We start from the raw sequence: 14988 nt of genomic DNA on the forward strand, positions 1-14988 counted from the left end.
GACGTCGCCGTGTGCAGCCGAAGGCGTGGAACTCGGATGGTCGGGCGTACACGAGACGGTCAGCAGGACCAGAGCGGTCGCCAGGCAGACCCGTGCTCTCCGCCGGCTAGTCACCGTCCCCCGCCTTCCGCCCGGAGCCCCCGATGTTGATCGTGAATTCGTCTGCGCCTACTTTGACTTTGGTCTGGGCGCTTCCGAAGTCGTCGGGCACCCTGGAATGGCGATCCAGCCAGCCTACGAAGTTGTCGTACTCATATCTGGTCATCTGGTCAGGCGCCTTGACACGCGGCGGGCTGCCTTCCGCAAAAGGCTGCCGCTCCAAACCGCCGCGATCGTGGTATCCGTGGGCGACGGAGGACGATTCAAGCATCTGCCGCAACATCTGCTCGGCTGCCTTTTGATCGTTCGCGGCCACACGGAAGCCCTTGGCCGTCCGCCCGCCACCGTGCCCGGCCTGTTCCACCAGCCAGTCCCCGGCCTTCGCGTAGCCGTCCTTGACGAAGTCCTCGAAAAGGCTGCTGGCTGCTTCGAGCCCCACTTTCCCCACCTGCCCGGCGAAGGGGACGGGAACGAGGCCGATGCCCTCCTCGACCATCTTCCGGAAAGTCGCGTCCGTTGCGTCGGCCTCTTTGCCTCGGCTCACCAAAGCTTGTTTGCGTCCCTCGAGCAGGTGTCCGAGCGCTCGGGAATCGTTGGTGATCACGTTTTGCAGGAAGGTGTTGTCGTGCGTCGCGATCGCCTCGTCGATCCTGCCCCGCATGTGTGCGATCTGCCCAAAGAGCAGTGCCTGATATCCCTTCTCGTCGGCGGCCACGTCGAGCAGGACGAGGTCGATGTCCGGAGGACTGAACTGGGCGATCGGCCGCCCGTCGACAATGCCCGTGAGTTCATCATCCGGTGCTCGTCCGTAGTTCTTGTAGAAAGAACTGACGATGTCGTCGGTGTGCTCGGCGAGGATGCGGCCCAGGTTGTCGCGGATGCCGGAGAGCCAGTCGAGGTCGGACGGGTCCGTGAGCTCGACGTCCCCGGCGTCGTTGAACGACACGTGCGGTTTCACGTCGTCGGCGAGGAACTGGGTGGCGAGGACCGCCAGTCGCTTGGAGGTCTCGTCGGTGCCCTTCATGGCGGACTCCATGGCGGCGCCCAGCGACTCGCCGTGATCGCCCATCGCCCATTGCGGGCGCCGGTCGCTCATCAGGTACTTCAGCAGGTCCCTGTCGCCGAGCAACGCCTGGGCGCGGTCGCGGGAGGTGCCGGCGACGGTCAGGAGGGCGGCTATCGGGTCGGCGGCGCCGATGGCGTCGGAGCCCTGGAAGGGGTGGGTGTCGGTGGGGGCGGGGAGGTTGTAGACGTCGGTGTCCTTCGGCAGGAAACGGGTGCGGTGCTGCTTCAGGTAGTCGCGGTCCCAGCGGATCATGTCCTGGCCGACGGTCTTCATGAACCACTCGCTGTACGCCTGCTGGGGCGCCGCCGCGAGGAGCTGGCCGAGGGACCAGTAGCCGGGGTTCGTCAGGCCGCCCATGTCGGGGGCCGGGAGCTCGGTGCGTCCCTGCTGCTTGAGCTCTCCCAGGAACTTGCGGCCGAGGTGCGCGTTCCTGGCGGGGTCGGTGGCCGTGGCGAGGGCCTGGCTCAGCATGGCGAGGACGTCGCGGTTCTGCCGGCGGAGGGTCGCCGCCGAGCCGTCGTCGGCGTCGAGGGCCTTGCGCACCCGGGTCCCCATGGCGGCGGGGATCATGAGCAACGTGCGCGGGCCGAGCTGTTCGAGGAGGGCGGTGGCGAACCGCGGGTCGGAGAGGCGGGCCCGGAAGGCGGCGAGCTTCTGCAGCGCGCCGGCGTCGCCGCGGGCGGCGGCGGTGAACAGCGGGGCCGCTCGGGCCGCCTCGGCGCGCACCGCGGCCGGGATGATCCTCGCCTCGTCGATCCGCGTCATGCCGGTCGGGACGACGGCGCCGGGCAGCGGGTTGCCGAAGACGTCCACGTCGACCTTGTCGGCCTCGTACGCCAGGTCGCGCCGCCGGTAGAGGTCGGGGGCCTGGTCGGTCAGCCACTGCCCGATCCGGCCGATCGCGGCGGCGCCGGGGTGGGTGAGCTCGACCTCGTCCAGGATCGCGCGGAGCTGCGCCGCGCATTCGGTCAGGCTCTTTCCGGCGGTCTGCACGCCGTGTCCGAGCTGGTGCATCTCTCCGGCCTGGATCGAGGAGTACGTCATTCGTCCCTCGGCCCCATCACGGTCTGGTGGGAGATCGTCTCGTGGAGGTGGTCGATGACGCCGCGCAGCCCCCGCCACAGCTCCGCGCGCTGGTGCGCCAGGTCGCCGGCGAACCGGTCGGCGGCCGGCCCCGTCCACGTGCGGCCGCTCGAAAGCTGCAGCATCGGCCGGTCGAGGGAATGCCAGTGCTGGTCCGACAGCTCCTGCGCGCGGCGCAGCGCGTCCAACAACTCGGCACGAGTAGCCATGCTGACCTCCCACCGCAGTTGTACGCGGACCGTGCCCCGCCAGTCTCGAATACATGCGGATTGACTCTGCGAGGTTCAGGCGGCGGCGGCCGTCTCCAGGAGGAAGGCGGCGTTGGAGGGGGTGGCGCGGAGCTTGTCCATGAGCATCCGCACGGCCTGCTGCCTGTCGAGGCCGGACAGCGAGCGGCGCAGCCGCCAGACGAGCCTGCGCTCCTCCGGGTGCAGCAGGATCTCCTCGCGCCTGGTGCCGGAGGCGTCGAGGTCGACGGCGGGGAACAGGCGCTGCTCGGCCAGTTCGCGGAGCAGGTGCAGCTCCATGTTGCCGGTGCCCTTGAACTCCTCGTACAGGCTGTTGTCCATGCGCGAGCCGGTGTCGACGAGCGCGGTGGCGAGGATGGTGAGCGAGCCGCCGTCCTCGACGTTGCGGGCGGCGCCGAAGAAGCGCTTGGGCGGGTAGAGGGCGCCGGCGTCGAGGCCGCCGGTGAGCACCTTGCCGCCGCCGGGCGCGAGGTTGTTGTAGGCCCGGCCGAGCCGGGTCAGGGAGTCGAGCAGCACCACGACGTCGAGGCCGTCCTCGACGAGCCGCTTGGCCCGCTCGATGGCCAGCTCGGCGACGGCGGCGTGGTCGCGGTCGGGGTGGTCGAAGGTGGAGGAGAAGATCTCGCCGGGGATGCTCGCGCGCATCTCGGTGACCTCCTCGGGACGCTCGCCCACCAGCACCACCAGCAGGTGGGCCTCGGGGTGGTTGCGGGCGATCCCGGCGGCGAGCGCCTGCAGGACCATCGTCTTGCCGGCCTTGGGCGGGGCGACGATGAGGCCGCGCTGGCCCTTGCCGATGGGCGCGAACAGGTCGATGACGCGCGTGCTGAGCGACTCGGTCTCGACGCGCAGCCGCTCGGTGGGGTGGACGGGGACCAGGTCGGCGAAGGCCGGCCGGTCCCGCCACCGGTCGGAGCCGTTGACGGACTCGACGGCGGCGAGCCTGCCGCCCGCGTACGACGCCACGACGTGGTCGCCGGGACGCAGGCCGAACTGCCTGATCTTCTCGGGGGGCACGCGCACGTCCCCCGCTCCTGGCAGGTGCCCGGCCCTGAGGAACGCGTTCTTGTCGCGTACGTCGAGAAGGCCGCTCACCCGCCGGTCGGCGGAGTCCGCGCGCTGCTGAGGAAGGGTGTGCACAGACATGGTGAACCTCTTGGGAATGTGCCGGGCCGATGCGTGGGCCGGCGGATGATGTGAGAAAGCCGGGCCTGCCGGAACGAGCCGGGGCGAGGCTGAGATGAAGATCGGCGGAGCTAGGAAGCTCAACGCTTGGTGGCAACATACCACACGATCCGACCTACGAAACGTCTAGCCCTCTCGGACTATTCCCGGGCGGTTCTCGCCTTTTCTGCCCCGGATCCGCGACACGGCGCGTGACAATGGTCTTCTCAGCGGCCGGCGCCGTGGAAAATTACCTCGGCCCGGTGTCTCGCAGGGCACAGAACCCCCAGCGCGGCGGCGTCATCGTGTCAAGTGACATGCAGGGCCCCTGCAACTCGGTGAGGGTTCCATAGAGCAGGACAGAAACTCCTTGGGGGAGCACCATCATGAAGACCGTCAACCACTGCCCGCGGTGCCACCACGAGCTCGACGAAGGCCCGATCATGTACCGCTGCGCGAACTGCCGCCGCGCGGTCTACGCCGCCGACCTCGACCACGAGTACGTCGCCCCGCGCGAGCCCGTCGCCGCCTGATCCGCGGCGTGCCGCCGGCCCGTAGTCTGGGCCGCGTGCCGCACACACCGATCACCGTCTCCGGCGTCGAGGTGACACCGCTCTGCGACGCCGTGGGCCCCATGGGGGCGGCGATCCGCCGCCCGCTGCCCGAGATGTTCCCCGGTTCCGGGCTCCCGGACGAGCCGTGGGTCCTGCACTTCCACTGCTATCTGCTGCGTTCCGCGACGGGCCGCCTGACGCTGGTCGACACCGGCATCGGCGGCACCGGCTCCCCGGCGGCGAGCTGGGCGCCGGTCCCGGGCACGCTGGCGGGCGAGCTGGCCGCGGCCGGCGTGGCGCCCGCCGACGTCGAGACCGTCGTCCTCACCCACCTGCACAGCGACCACGCGAGCGGGGTGGTGACCGACGACGGCCGGCCCGCCTTCGAGAACGCCCGCCACGTGCTCCAGCGCGCCGAGCTGGACGCCGCCCAGGGCGGCACGCTCGACCGGCTGATCGCCCCGATCAAGGACCTGGTGCAGGTCGTCGAGGGCGACGCCGAGGTCGCGCCCGGCGTGCGCGCGCACCTGGCTCCCGGGCACACGCCCGGCCACCAGATCGTCCGGGCCGGCGATGTCGCCATGACCGGCGACCTGGTGCTGCATCCGGCCCAGCTCGCCGACCCCGCCGTGCGCTACGTGTACGACGACGACCAGGAGGCCGCCGCGCGCACCCGCGCCGAGGTGCTGGAGCGGCTGCGGGCCGAGCGGGCGGTGCTCGCCACCGCGCACTTCAGCGAGCCGTTCGTGCGTCTTTGATCGCATCCGGCACCATGTCTTCTCATGAAGACTCGCATCACGGCCGGCGTCGCGCTCGGCCTCGCCCTGACGGCCCCCGCCGCGGCTCCCGCAGAGGCGGCCGCGCCCCGGCCGGTGTCGGGCGCGGCCGTCTACGGCGGCGCCCAGCTCGCCCGCTACCAGGGCGGCGGCTGGAGCACGCTGGCCAGGACCGGCGCCCTGCCGCAGGTCGCCGCCTCGCCCGACGGCAAGAAGGCGGCCTGGGTGACCGACGGCGGCCGGCTCCAGGTCCGCCAGAACGGTAAGACCACCACCCTCGTCAGCGGCCTCCAGGGCGGCACGCCCTGCCTCACCCCCGTCTGGTCCCCCGACTCCACCCGCCTCGCCTACGCCGGCGGCGCCGACACGATCATGTCGGTCCCGGCCGACGCCGGCACCGCGCCGCGCGAGCTGGGCCGCTCCAAGGGCGTCTGCCACCTCGCCTGGTCGGCGAACGGCCGCTACCTCGCCGGCTACACCGGTACGGCCGACGCCGTCTACCGCCTCGACGTGCGGACCGGCAAGGCGGCGAGAGCCAAGGGCGTCAAGCTGGTCACGCACGTCCAGAGCCTGTCGCCGGACGGCCGCCGCGCCGTCGTGGAGTTCCCCCGGAACGCGGACGCGCTCGGCGACGGGAGCTGGCCGGCGGCCTTCAAGCCGGTCGTGCTCGACCTGGTGTCCGGCAGGCGGCAGGCCCCGAAGGTCAAGGGCCGGCTGATCGGCGCGACCTACCTGCCCGACGGCCGCCTCGTGGTGCGGGTGGCCGGCGCCGCCCACAACACGCTGGTCGTGCTCGACGCGGCGGGCAAGGAGCTGCAGCGGCTCGCCGAGCCGGCCAGGGCGAAGGACCGGGCGCTGCTTCAGGTTCTGCCATAGTGGCTGCTCCAGGTTCTGCCATAGTGCGTCTGTGAGCGATTTCTGGGCCACGGTCAACCGGCCGATCGCCGGGGCGGCCGCGTACATCACCGACGAGCGCGGCCGGGTCCTGCTGGTGGACCCCAACTACCGCGAGTTCTGGGGCTTCCCCGGCGGCATCATCGACGCCGGGGAGCACCCCGCGCAGGCGTGCGCGCGGGAGGTGACGGAGGAGGTGGGGCTGACGGTCGAGGTCGGCCCGCTGCTGACGGTGGCCTGGGTGGACGGGCAGCCCCGGGTGCCCTACGCGATGGTCAACTTCATGTTCGACTGCGGCGAGGTGGCCTCGGACACGCCGATCACGCTCCAGGCCGAGGAGCTGGACGACTACGGCTTCTTCACCGTCGAGGAGGCCGGGAAGCTGCTGGCCGGCCACGCGCACGCGCGGCTGATGGCGGCCGCGGCCGCCCGGGTCTCCGGGTCGATCGCCTACCTACCGCCCGGCGAGGGCCGGCTGGTCGGCCAGTAGCGACGACGGCAGGGCCACCATCGCGGTCAGGCCGCCGTAGGGCGAGGGCGTCAGGGTGACCTTGATGCCGTGCCGGGCGGCGAGCCGCGCCACCACGAACAGCCCGAGCCGGTCGCTGCGCGCGAGGTCGAACTCGGGGGTGTGGGTCAGCCGGTCGTTCAGCTCGTCCAGCTCGGCGCGCGGCAGGCCGAGCCCGCGGTCCTCGATCTCCACCAGGACGCCGTGCGGCCCGGTGGAGGTGCGCACGTCCACGCGGGTCTGGGGCGGCGAGAAGAGGGTGGCGTTCTCGATCAGCTCGGCCATGAGGTGGGCCACGTCGGTGACGGCCGGGCCCAGCAGCGCGACCGGCGGCGTCGAGAGCACCTCGACCCGCTCGTACTCCTCGATCTCGGCGACGGCGGCGCGCAGCACGTCGTGCATCGCCACCGGGTGCCGCCAGCCGCGTCCGGGGGCCTGGTCCGACAGGATGATCAGGCTCTCGGCGTGCCGGCGCATGCGGGTCGTCAGGTGGTCGAGCTTGAACAGGTCGGCCAGCATGTCGGGCTCCTCGGCAGCCCGTTCCATGCCGTCGAGCTGCAGGAGCTGGCGGTGCAGCAGCGACTGGTTGCGCCGGGCCAGGTTGACGAAGACCTGGCTGACGCCGTGCCGCAGCCGGGCCTGGTCCACGGCGGCCTCGACGGCGGTCGACTGCACCCGGTTGAAGGCCGCCACGATGTCGTCCACCTCGGAGCTGTGCGTCTTGACCTCCAGCGGCGCGGTCTCCTGCGGCGTGGGCCTGGAGGTGTCGGTGCGCAGCCGGGCGACCAGGCCGGGCAGGCGCACCTCGGCCAGCTCGGTGGCGGCGTCGCGAAGCCCGGCCAGCTCGCGCACGAGCCGGCGGCGGAAGCGCAGCGAGAGCAGGATCGAGGCGATCACCGCGACCAGGCCGACGCCGCCGGCCACGCCCACCTTGATCAGCAGCCCGATCGCGGCCGGCGTGACCCGGGCGGTGATGCCCTTCGTGGCGAGGGACTGGTCGCGCTCGACCAGCTTCCACAGGTTCTGGCCGTCGACCGGCCAGGTGGCGGCCGCCGCGGGCAGGCCGTCGGCCGCCGCCTGGCCCCTGATGGCGTCCTCGGTGTCCAGGAACTCCTTGTACGCGGGCGAGGTGGCCAGCTTCTCGAACGGGCCGCGCAGCTTGCCGTCGAGGTGCGAGAGCGCCTGCGTGTAGAGCAGCCGCCGGGTCGCGACCATCCCGGTGAACGCCTCCCGCTCCCGCGGCCCGACCTGGCCGGCGGCCAGCACGACCGCGATGACCGCCCGCTCCCGCGACAGCACGTCCTTGGCCTCGCCGAGCATGGTGACGGCCCTGGCCTGGCGGTAGAGCGCCGTGTCGGGGACCAGGATCATGGCGTCGTACATGCGGAAGGAGGCGTCGACGATGCCGCTGTAGCGGTCGATGACGTCGAGCGGCGCCGCCGAGCGGGCGTCCACGCCGCGGCGGACGTCGGTGAGCTGGTCGAGCTTGCCGTTGAGCGCGTTGAGCTGGGCCGCCATCTCCGGCGACAGGTCGCGCAGGGTGCTCGCGGCGGAGCGGAAGGCGGTGACGGCCCGGTCGGTGCGGCCCCGCTGCTCGGCGACCTCGTCGGCGGCCCGGCCGCTGACCAGGAACTCGACCGAGGCCAGCCGCTCCTGCTGCAGCTCGATGTTGACCTGTTCAGAGGGGATCGCCACTTTCGTGGCCAAATCGTTGATCGAGAGCAGGCGCAGCCCGTCTCCGCCGGTCAGGCCCGCCGCGAACGCCCACAGGCCCACGAGGGACAGCAGGGGGACGAGCAGCAGGACGAGGAGTTTCACCGCGATGGGACGGCCACGCTTGGGGGGCATGCGACCTCCGGGTGCATGATGAGATCGCCTCGCAGATTACACCCCCCTTCGGAAGGATTTCTGTGCGTCTTCCGCGTTCCCTCTCCGGCTGGACCATGGCGGTCTTCGGGTTCCTCGCCCTCGCGCTCGGCCTGCTCGGGCTGATCTCGCCCGCGACGCTGCTGGCCATGCTGGGGTTCGAGGTCCTCGACGTGCGCCCGCCCGGGGACTACACGCTCGTCTACATGGCCGCCTCGTCCATGGCGGCGGTCAACATGGGCGTGTACTACCTGTTCGCGGCCTCGGCCGACTACACGCCGTTCTTCCGCTGGACCGTGCCGTTCCGGCTGGTGACCTTCGCGGTCTTCACCACGCTCGTGCTGACGGGGGCCGCGCCGGCGAAGTTCTTCGGCGTCGGGCTCTGGGAGGGAGTGGGGGCGCTGGTGACGGGGCTCGCGCTGTGGCGCGAGGGCAAGCTTCTGCCCTCGCGCCAGCAGCACAGCGTGGCCTGAACGCCGTTACGGGCGGGTGTCCTCGGCGCCGCGGGAGACGAGCCGGTCACCCTCGGGCACCGTGTGGCGCCCGGTGGTGTGCTCGCGCTGCGCGGGGACCTGCTTGGCGGCGTGCTCGCGCTCGAGCTTGCGCTGCAGCTCGCGCTTCTCGTCCTCCAGCTGGGCCACCCGGCTGGAGGCTTCGGCCCTGGCGGCGCGCAGGTTGCGTCGCTGCTTGGCCGTACGGCGCGCGCCCGAGCTCATCATCCAGAGGCCCAGCACCAGGACGGCCGCCGCGACCGCCCCGAACAGGAACATCTCGACCTGGTTGAGCTCGAAGGTGTATCCGAACAGGATGTACCTGGTGCTCTCCTCGCTGAAGACCAGGACACCGGCGCCGACGGCGAGCAGGACCAGGATCAGACCCAGGAAAATCATCCGACTCACCCCTTGTCGTAAGAGTGGGTTTCTCCTGCCCGTCGGGCGAAGGGGTATGCGCGATGATGACTTTCATGAGACCAGAGCCCGGTCAGGTGCTGCACTTCTCCGAGGACCCGTCGATCGAGCGGTTCATTCCGCACGTGGCGGTCACCACCGCGCTCACCGAGCCGTACGTGTGGGCGGTCGGCCCGGAGCGCTGCCCCGACTACTGGTTCCCGCGGGCCTGCCCGCGCGCCATGGCGTGGGTGGGGCCGGCGACGACGGAGGAGGACCGCGCGCGGATCGTCGGGGCGGGCTGCGGCCAGCGGGTGCACGCCGTCGAGTACTGCTGGCTGCAGGCCATGCGGGACGTCAAGCTCTACGCCTACCGGCTGCCGGAGGCCGAGTTCGCGCCGATCGGGGAGCCGCCGCACGCCGTGGTGGCCACGGTGCCGGTCGAGCCGCTGGGCCCGCCCGAGCCGGTCGGCGACCTGTTCGAGCTGCACGAGGAGGCGGGCATCCAGCTCCGGGTGCTGCCCAACCTGTGGACGTTCTGGAACGCGGTGACGGCCAGCACCCTGGAGTTCAGCGGGATCCGGCTGCGCAACGCTCGTCGATGAGCGCGTTCAGCGTCTCCAGCGGCATCGAGGCGGGCGGCAGCTTCTCCCTGGCGTGCCGGTTGGCCTCGCGCTGCAGCACCTCGTTGACCGGGGTGGGCACGCCGTGCAGGCGGCCGAGCAGGACGATCTCGCCGTTGAGATGGTCGGCCTCGATCGAGCCCGCGCCCCTCGCCAGGCTCTGCCAGGACGAGCCGCCGCCGCGCCGCACGCCCTCGATGGGCTGGGCGTCCACCTGGTGCCCGCGCACCTCGGCCTCCTCCTCGGGGGTGGAGTAGGCGATGCCGGCCCGGTCGAGGACGGCCCGCGCCTCGGCCCTGGCCCGCTCGACCACGGCGGCCATGCCGTCGGGGTGGCCGACCAGGGCCTCGACGGCGTTGCCGAGGTTGCCGAGCAGCTTGCCGTGCTTCCAGCGCATCACGTCGGGGGCGGCGCGGGCCACCAGGCCGTGCTTGCCGAGGTCGGCGACGAGCTGCGCGGTGAGGTCGTCCACACCCTGGGGGTAGCGGCCGACGTGCAGCATCCCGGAGTACGGGTGCCCGTGCGCGGCCACCACGCCGGGCTCCAGGTGCTGGGCGGGCAGCCACACGCACACGCCCTGGACGGCGGCGAAGCGGCGCAGCGCCGTGCGCTCGTTGGCGACGCCGTTCTGGGCCAGCACCACGGGCAGGTCGCGGGACCAGCCGTCGAGGGCGGCGACGGTGTCCTGGGACTTGGTGGCCAGGATGAGCACGTCGCCGGCGCGCGGCGGCACCGGGCCGCCGGTGGCGGGGATGCGAAGGGTCTCCTCGCCCTCCGGGGTGATCAGGCGCAGGCCGTCGTCCCGCAGCGCCGCGAGGTGGGCGCCGCGGGCGACGAGGAGGACGTCGTGGCCGCCCTGGTGCAGGCGGGCCCCGATGGTGCCGCCGACTGCTCCTGCTCCGATCACTATGTAGCGCATTGTCGAAGAATGTCATCTTTCATTTCGCGAGGGCCACCTGGGTCGGCGCCGGAACGGCTGACCTCCCGGCCCGCTCCCTGACGATCGTGCGCAGCACCCGCCAGCCGTCGCGGACGGCGTTGAGGTTGCTGGTGCCGTGGATGCGGGAGCGCTCGTGGCTGGGCACCTCGCTGATGACGAGCCCGGCCTTGGCGGCGCGGACGTTCATCAGCGTCTCGATCTCGAAACCGTCGCAATCGAGGTCCAGTGCCTCCAGGTGGCGGGCCCAGAAGGCGTTGTAGCCGTAGCACAGGTCGGTGTAGCGGGTGCCGTAGAGCAGGTTCGTCAGGCCGGTGAGGACCTTGTTGCCGAGCGAGCGCCACGGGCTCAGGTCGTCGGAGCCGCCGCCGGGCGCGTACCTGGAGCCCTTGGCGAAGTCGGCGCCGGCCAGCAGCGCGTCGACGAAGCGGCGGATCTCCCTGCCGTCGGTGGAGCCGTCGGCGTCGATCATGACGATGATGTCGCCGGTGGCGGCGCGGAAGCCCTCGATGAGCGCGTTGCCCTTGCCGCGCCGGGACTGCACGACGACCCGCAGGTCGGGGCGCAGCCTCCGCGCGACGGCGACGGTGTCGTCGGTCGAGTTGCCGTCGACCAGGATCACCTCGTCGATCCATTCGGGCAGCGTGGCGAAGACATGGGGCAGGTTCTCGGCCTCGTTCATCGCGGGCACGATGACGCTGACGCTGGCGGCGGAAGGCTGCTTGTTCATGGGTCAAGGTTCTTCGGCACACATGCAAGCCGCTTGACATTGCCTTGCAGAGATCGTTCCTATGACTTGACGATCACCGCTTGGTCCACTTTAGTGATGATTTCTGCCACTGTTTCGTCCGGAGTCTGGCCCGACGTGTCCAGCCACAGCCCGAGACGCGGGGTCTCGTGGCGGAGCACGCGGTCGAGCGCGGCGGGCGTCCAGCCGCCGCCGTAGCCGGTCTTGGCCCGCGCCCGCTCCCGCTCGGCCACCACCGCGGCCCGCGGCAGGCGCTCGGCCAGCCGCTGGGCCACCGTGGACTTGCCCGAGGCCATGATGCCCGTGACGAGGAAGGCGCCCCTCACGCGCCCACCAGCTTGCGCACGCGGCCGGCGCCCACCGCGAGCAGCAACGTCGGCAGCCGGGGGCCGGTGTCGCGGCCCACCAGCAGCCGGTAGAGCAGGACGAAGAAGGCCCGCTGGGCGGCCTTCAGCTCCGGCGTCGCCGGGGCGTCGGCCGGCAGGCCCGCCCGGAGCTTCGGGACGCCGTACACGAGCGCCGTCAGCCCGTCGGGCGACCAGTCGTCCAGGCCGTCGGCCAGCAGCCGCAGCGACTCCCGCTCGTCGGGCCCGAGCGAGTCGAGCAGCTCCTCGTCCGGCTCCTCGCGCACCCGGGTGCGCTGGTCGGGGGGCAGGTGCAGCTCCACCCAGCGCGCCGCGCGGTCGAGGCGGGGGCGGGCGGCGTCGAGGTCGCCGATGCCGTCGAGGTCGCGCAGGATGCGCAGGATCTGCTCGCCGTGGCCGGTGGTGATGTCGGCGATCGAGGCCAGCGTGCGGTAGGGGACCGGGTGCGGGGTCAGCGCGAGCGGGCCCTCGGCCGTGGTGACCGCCCGGTCGTGGGCGGCCAGCTCGGCGGGCTGGCCCTGCCCGGCGGCGATCTTGCGGCCGAGGGCGTCCCACTCGTCGTACAGGCGGTGGATCTCCTGGTCGAAGGCGATCTTGAAGGACTGGGCCGGCTTGCGGCGGGCGTACAACCAGCGCAGCACCGGCGCCTCCATGATCTCCAGGGCGTCGGACGGGGTCGGCACGTCGCCCTTGGAGCTGCTCATCTTGGCCATGCCGGTGATGCCGACGAAGGCGTACATGGGGCCGATCGGCCGCTCGCCGCCGAACACCTCGCCCACGATCCGGCCGCCCACTGTCCACGCCGAGCCGGGCGAGTGGTGGTCGACGCCGGACGGCTCGAACAACACGCCCTCGTACGCCCACCGCATCGGCCAGTCGACCTTCCACACCAGCTTGCCCCGGTCGTGCTCGGCCAGCCGCACCGTCTCGCCGAAGCCGCACTCGCAGGTGTAGGCCAGCTCGGTGCTCTCGTCGTCGTAGGCGGTGACCGTGGTGAGGTCGCGCCCGCACAGCTCGCAGTACGGCTTGTACGGGAAGTAGTCCTCGACCTGCCTGCTGCGGTGGCGCGAGAGCACGGCGTCGATCGCGGCCCGCTCGCGCACCGCCAGCAGGATCTGCTCGCGGTAGGCCCCCGAGGTGTACTGCTCGGTCTGGCTGATCATCCGGCACCGCACGCCGAGGGCGTCCATCGCCTCGATCATCGGCGCCTTGAAGTGCTCGGCCCAGTTGGGGTGGGGGCTGCCGGGCGGCGCGGGCACCGCGGTGAGCGGCTTGCCGATGTGCTCGGCCCAGGACGGGTCGACGCCCGCGGGCACCCTGCGGAAGCGGTCGTAGTCGTCCCACGACAGCAGGTGCACGCAGGGCACCCCGCGCCGGCGCAGCTCGTCGGCCACGAAATGCGGGGTCATGATCTCGCGCAGGTTGCCCAGGTGGATCGGGCCCGAGGGGCTGAGGCCGGAGGCGCAGACGATCGGTTTCCCGGTGCCGCGCCGCTCCGCCTCGGAGATCACCTCGTCCGCGAACCTGGACACCCAGTCGCCTTCGCCACGTTCAACCATCGGGCCATTGTCCCGGTTTCGGAAGGTCCGGGCCAACGAGTCAGGAAGGTTCGATCCGCGGATCGGAGAAGACCTGCCCGGCGGCCCGGCGGCCGGCCTCCTCCGTGACGCGCAGGACGTACAGGCCGGCCTCGGGGAGGAGGGCCACCAGCCCGTAGCCGGTGTCCACCTCCTCCTCGGCCAGGCCCAGGACGTCGAGCGCGTCGGCGAGGGTGGCCCCGGGCGGCAGGCTCACCTGGAGCAGGACCATGTCAGGCCGCGCGCTCACCGCGCGTGCGGCCGAGCGCGGCCACCGCGGCGGGCGGGTCGATGACCCCCCAGCCGTAGTCGTAGTCGTAGCCGACGGTGCTGCGGTCGTCGGCGGTGCGGTTGAGCTGGGTGCGGAGCTGCTCGGGGGAGAGCTGCGCCGCCGGGCGCTGGGCGCGGATCGCGGCCACCACGCCGGCCGCGGTCGGGCAGGCGGCGGAGGTGCCGGTGTCGGCCTCGCCGACCGCGCCCGAGCCGGCGAAGTGCGTGTACGCGCACAGGTCGGGCTTGCGGTCGGCCAGCCGGGCCGGGCCCTGCGAGGAGTAGCCGACGCGCTCGCCGTGGGTGTCGACGCCGCCCACCGACAGCACGTCGGGGTGGCCGTTGGCGCCGACGATGGGCCGCTCGCGGAAGCCGCAGCGCCGGTCGGGGCAGTCGCGCCCGCAGTTGCCGGCCGCGAAGACGATGTCCGCGCCGGCGTCGGCCAGGCTGCCGACGATGACGTTGAACGGGTGCGAGGGGTTGTCGGAGTAGTTGCCGGGATGGCCGGGCGGGAAGTCGTTGTCGGGCGAGAACAGGCCCCAGCTGTTGGAGACCACGAGCGAGCGGGAGTCCTCGGGCATGGCGTTGAGCACGTCGCGCAGGTGGGAGTAGGCGGCGACCGCGTCGGACAGCAGGCCCGCCATGTCGCCCTGCTGCGACAGCAGGATCGGGATGTCCAGCAGCGTCGCCTTCGGGGCGGCCAGCAGCACGTCGAAGGCGCACATGGTGCCGTGGTTGACGGGGTAGCGGCCCGGCTGCTTGGGCACGCCCTGCGGGGCCCAGCTCCGCTCGGCGTCGATCGTGACGTCCTCGCCGAGGACCGAGCGGACGTGCTCGGCGTTGATGCCGGTGTCGCAGATCGCGACCGCGACGCCCTCGCCGTCGTAGCCCTGCTCCCACAGGTCGGAGGCGTGCAGCAGCCGCCTGACCTCGTGCCAGTCGCCGACCGGGCCGTCGCCGCCGCAGGTGGGGGCGACCGGCACGATCTGCGGGTCGACGAAGACGCCGGTGACCTCGCGGACCGCGGACTGCAGCCGGGAGAGGCGGGCGGGCAGCTCGGCGTCGGGGATCTCGCCGCGCACGAGCACGGAGGCGTGCTCGGGCGAGAGCGAGAACTCGACGCGGGCGGACAGCGAGTGCGCGCCGCCGTGGGCGGCGCTGGGCCGGGCGCGCGGCACCGCGACCGGGCTGAACGCCTCGTCGAGGCGGATGCCGGGCAGGTCGGAGACGACGTCGGCGACCGTGCTGGCGACACCGGGGTCGAGCACGGACGCGACGACGTCCGCCGCGGGACGGAGCTGGATCAGGACACGCATGCGATCT

The 14988-nt window shown here is 72.1% G+C and carries 17 protein-coding genes; 6 read left to right on the top strand and 11 right to left on the bottom strand.

Annotation, left to right across the window (positions count from 1 at the left end):
- Positions 1–106 precede the first annotated feature (106 nt).
- From MF672_RS12040 to rho, 3 genes are all read right to left on the bottom strand, one after another.
- Positions 107–2209, bottom strand: a complete 2103-nt coding sequence (locus MF672_RS12040) for a Rossmann-fold NAD(P)-binding domain-containing protein (RefSeq protein ID WP_242374241.1) — start codon at positions 2207–2209, stop codon at positions 107–109.
- On the bottom strand, positions 2206–2457 hold the full coding sequence (locus MF672_RS12045; RefSeq protein ID WP_242374240.1) for a hypothetical protein: 252 nt from the start codon (positions 2455–2457) through the stop codon (positions 2206–2208). The genes MF672_RS12040 and MF672_RS12045 overlap by 4 nt, the downstream gene beginning before the upstream one ends.
- Before the next feature lie 75 nt (positions 2458–2532).
- A complete protein-coding gene (gene rho / locus MF672_RS12050; RefSeq protein WP_302893196.1) occupies positions 2533–3642 on the bottom strand; it encodes a transcription termination factor Rho in 1110 nt (369 codons plus the stop codon).
- Positions 3643–4046: 404 nt separating this feature from the next.
- On the opposite strand from rho, the gene MF672_RS12055 reads away from it, so the two are divergent.
- Genes MF672_RS12055 through MF672_RS12070 form a run of 4 tightly spaced genes read left to right on the top strand, consistent with a single transcriptional unit; the run spans position 4047 to position 6374 of the window.
- Positions 4047–4193 (top strand): hypothetical protein, encoded by a 147-nt coding sequence (locus MF672_RS12055; protein ID WP_242374239.1) that lies wholly within the window; start codon positions 4047–4049, stop codon positions 4191–4193.
- Between the two features lie 35 nt (positions 4194–4228).
- The gene (locus MF672_RS12060) at positions 4229–4972 is read left to right on the top strand and encodes an MBL fold metallo-hydrolase (RefSeq protein ID WP_242374238.1); all 744 of its coding nucleotides are present in this window, start codon (positions 4229–4231) and stop codon (positions 4970–4972) included.
- A gap of 24 nt (positions 4973–4996) precedes the next feature.
- Positions 4997–5866, top strand: a complete 870-nt coding sequence (locus MF672_RS12065) for a TolB family protein (RefSeq protein ID WP_242374237.1) — start codon at positions 4997–4999, stop codon at positions 5864–5866.
- Positions 5867–5897: 31 nt separating this feature from the next.
- Positions 5898–6374 carry an NUDIX domain-containing protein gene (locus MF672_RS12070; RefSeq protein WP_242374236.1) on the top strand — a complete coding sequence of 159 codons (477 nt, stop codon included), beginning with the start codon at positions 5898–5900 and terminating at the stop codon, positions 6372–6374.
- On the opposite strand, the gene MF672_RS12075 is transcribed toward MF672_RS12070, so the two are convergent.
- Positions 6339–8240, bottom strand: coding sequence for a sensor histidine kinase (locus MF672_RS12075; RefSeq protein ID WP_242374235.1), 1902 nt, complete (start codon positions 8238–8240; stop codon positions 6339–6341). The two genes, MF672_RS12070 and MF672_RS12075, sit on opposite strands and share 36 nt — an antisense overlap.
- A 62-nt stretch (positions 8241–8302) precedes the next feature.
- Here MF672_RS12075 and MF672_RS12080 point away from each other — a divergent pair, with 62 nt between their 5' ends.
- Positions 8303–8731 carry a hypothetical protein gene (locus MF672_RS12080; RefSeq protein WP_242374234.1) on the top strand — a complete coding sequence of 143 codons (429 nt, stop codon included), beginning with the start codon at positions 8303–8305 and terminating at the stop codon, positions 8729–8731.
- A gap of 6 nt (positions 8732–8737) precedes the next feature.
- Here the strand turns inward: MF672_RS12080 and MF672_RS12085 are convergent, their stop codons facing one another.
- Entirely contained in the window at positions 8738–9148 is a 411-nt protein-coding gene (locus tag MF672_RS12085) for an NADH dehydrogenase subunit 6 (RefSeq protein ID WP_242374233.1), read from the bottom strand.
- Between the two features lie 74 nt (positions 9149–9222).
- On the opposite strand from MF672_RS12085, the gene MF672_RS12090 reads away from it, so the two are divergent.
- Entirely contained in the window at positions 9223–9750 is a 528-nt protein-coding gene (locus MF672_RS12090) for a DUF6886 family protein (RefSeq protein ID WP_242374232.1), read from the top strand.
- Here the strand turns inward: MF672_RS12090 and MF672_RS12095 are convergent.
- From MF672_RS12095 to MF672_RS12120, 6 genes are read right to left on the bottom strand one after another with little or no spacing between them, the layout of a single operon-like run.
- Complete coding sequence (locus MF672_RS12095; RefSeq protein ID WP_242374231.1) at positions 9716–10687, bottom strand: ketopantoate reductase family protein; 972 nt, start codon at positions 10685–10687, stop codon at positions 9716–9718. The genes MF672_RS12090 and MF672_RS12095 overlap by 35 nt on opposite strands.
- A gap of 19 nt (positions 10688–10706) precedes the next feature.
- Positions 10707–11435, bottom strand: coding sequence for a glycosyltransferase family 2 protein (locus MF672_RS12100; RefSeq protein WP_242374230.1), 729 nt, complete (start codon positions 11433–11435; stop codon positions 10707–10709).
- Positions 11436–11494: 59 nt separating this feature from the next.
- On the bottom strand, positions 11495–11779 hold the full coding sequence (locus MF672_RS12105) for an AAA family ATPase (RefSeq protein ID WP_242374229.1): 285 nt from the start codon (positions 11777–11779) through the stop codon (positions 11495–11497).
- Entirely contained in the window at positions 11776–13377 is a 1602-nt protein-coding gene (gene lysS / locus MF672_RS12110; protein WP_242374228.1) for a lysine--tRNA ligase, read from the bottom strand. Before lysS ends, MF672_RS12105 begins: the two co-directional genes overlap by 4 nt.
- A gap of 40 nt (positions 13378–13417) precedes the next feature.
- A complete protein-coding gene (locus MF672_RS12115; protein WP_242374227.1) occupies positions 13418–13645 on the bottom strand; it encodes a hypothetical protein in 228 nt (75 codons plus the stop codon).
- Complete coding sequence (locus MF672_RS12120) at positions 13629–14981, bottom strand: S8 family peptidase (RefSeq protein ID WP_242374226.1); 1353 nt, start codon at positions 14979–14981, stop codon at positions 13629–13631. The genes MF672_RS12115 and MF672_RS12120 overlap by 17 nt, the downstream gene beginning before the upstream one ends.
- Positions 14982–14988 lie beyond the last annotated feature (7 nt).

The sequence above is a fragment of the Actinomadura luzonensis genome (assembly GCF_022664455.2).
GTDB lineage: Bacteria > Actinomycetota > Actinomycetes > Streptosporangiales > Streptosporangiaceae > Nonomuraea > Nonomuraea luzonensis.

What these genes read in the sequence shown, in the direction of transcription:
- MF672_RS12040 (WP_242374241.1), bottom strand. Translation starts at nt 2,209, where the DNA reads ATGACGTACTCCTCGATCCAGGCCGGAGAGATGCACCAGCTCGGACAC.
- MF672_RS12045 (WP_242374240.1), bottom strand. Translation starts at nt 2,457, where the DNA reads ATGGCTACTCGTGCCGAGTTGTTGGACGCGCTGCGCCGCGCGCAGGAG.
- rho (WP_302893196.1), bottom strand. Translation starts at nt 3,642, where the DNA reads ATGTCTGTGCACACCCTTCCTCAGCAGCGCGCGGACTCCGCCGACCGG.
- MF672_RS12055 (WP_242374239.1), top strand. Translation starts at nt 4,047, where the DNA reads ATGAAGACCGTCAACCACTGCCCGCGGTGCCACCACGAGCTCGACGAA.
- MF672_RS12065 (WP_242374237.1), top strand. Translation starts at nt 4,997, where the DNA reads ATGAAGACTCGCATCACGGCCGGCGTCGCGCTCGGCCTCGCCCTGACG.
- MF672_RS12075 (WP_242374235.1), bottom strand. Translation starts at nt 8,240, where the DNA reads ATGCCCCCCAAGCGTGGCCGTCCCATCGCGGTGAAACTCCTCGTCCTG.
- MF672_RS12085 (WP_242374233.1), bottom strand. Translation starts at nt 9,148, where the DNA reads ATGATTTTCCTGGGTCTGATCCTGGTCCTGCTCGCCGTCGGCGCCGGT.
- MF672_RS12090 (WP_242374232.1), top strand. Translation starts at nt 9,223, where the DNA reads ATGAGACCAGAGCCCGGTCAGGTGCTGCACTTCTCCGAGGACCCGTCG.
- MF672_RS12095 (WP_242374231.1), bottom strand. Translation starts at nt 10,687, where the DNA reads ATGCGCTACATAGTGATCGGAGCAGGAGCAGTCGGCGGCACCATCGGG.
- MF672_RS12100 (WP_242374230.1), bottom strand. Translation starts at nt 11,435, where the DNA reads ATGAACAAGCAGCCTTCCGCCGCCAGCGTCAGCGTCATCGTGCCCGCG.
- lysS (WP_242374228.1), bottom strand. Translation starts at nt 13,377, where the DNA reads ATGGTTGAACGTGGCGAAGGCGACTGGGTGTCCAGGTTCGCGGACGAG.
- MF672_RS12120 (WP_242374226.1), bottom strand. Translation starts at nt 14,981, where the DNA reads ATGCGTGTCCTGATCCAGCTCCGTCCCGCGGCGGACGTCGTCGCGTCC.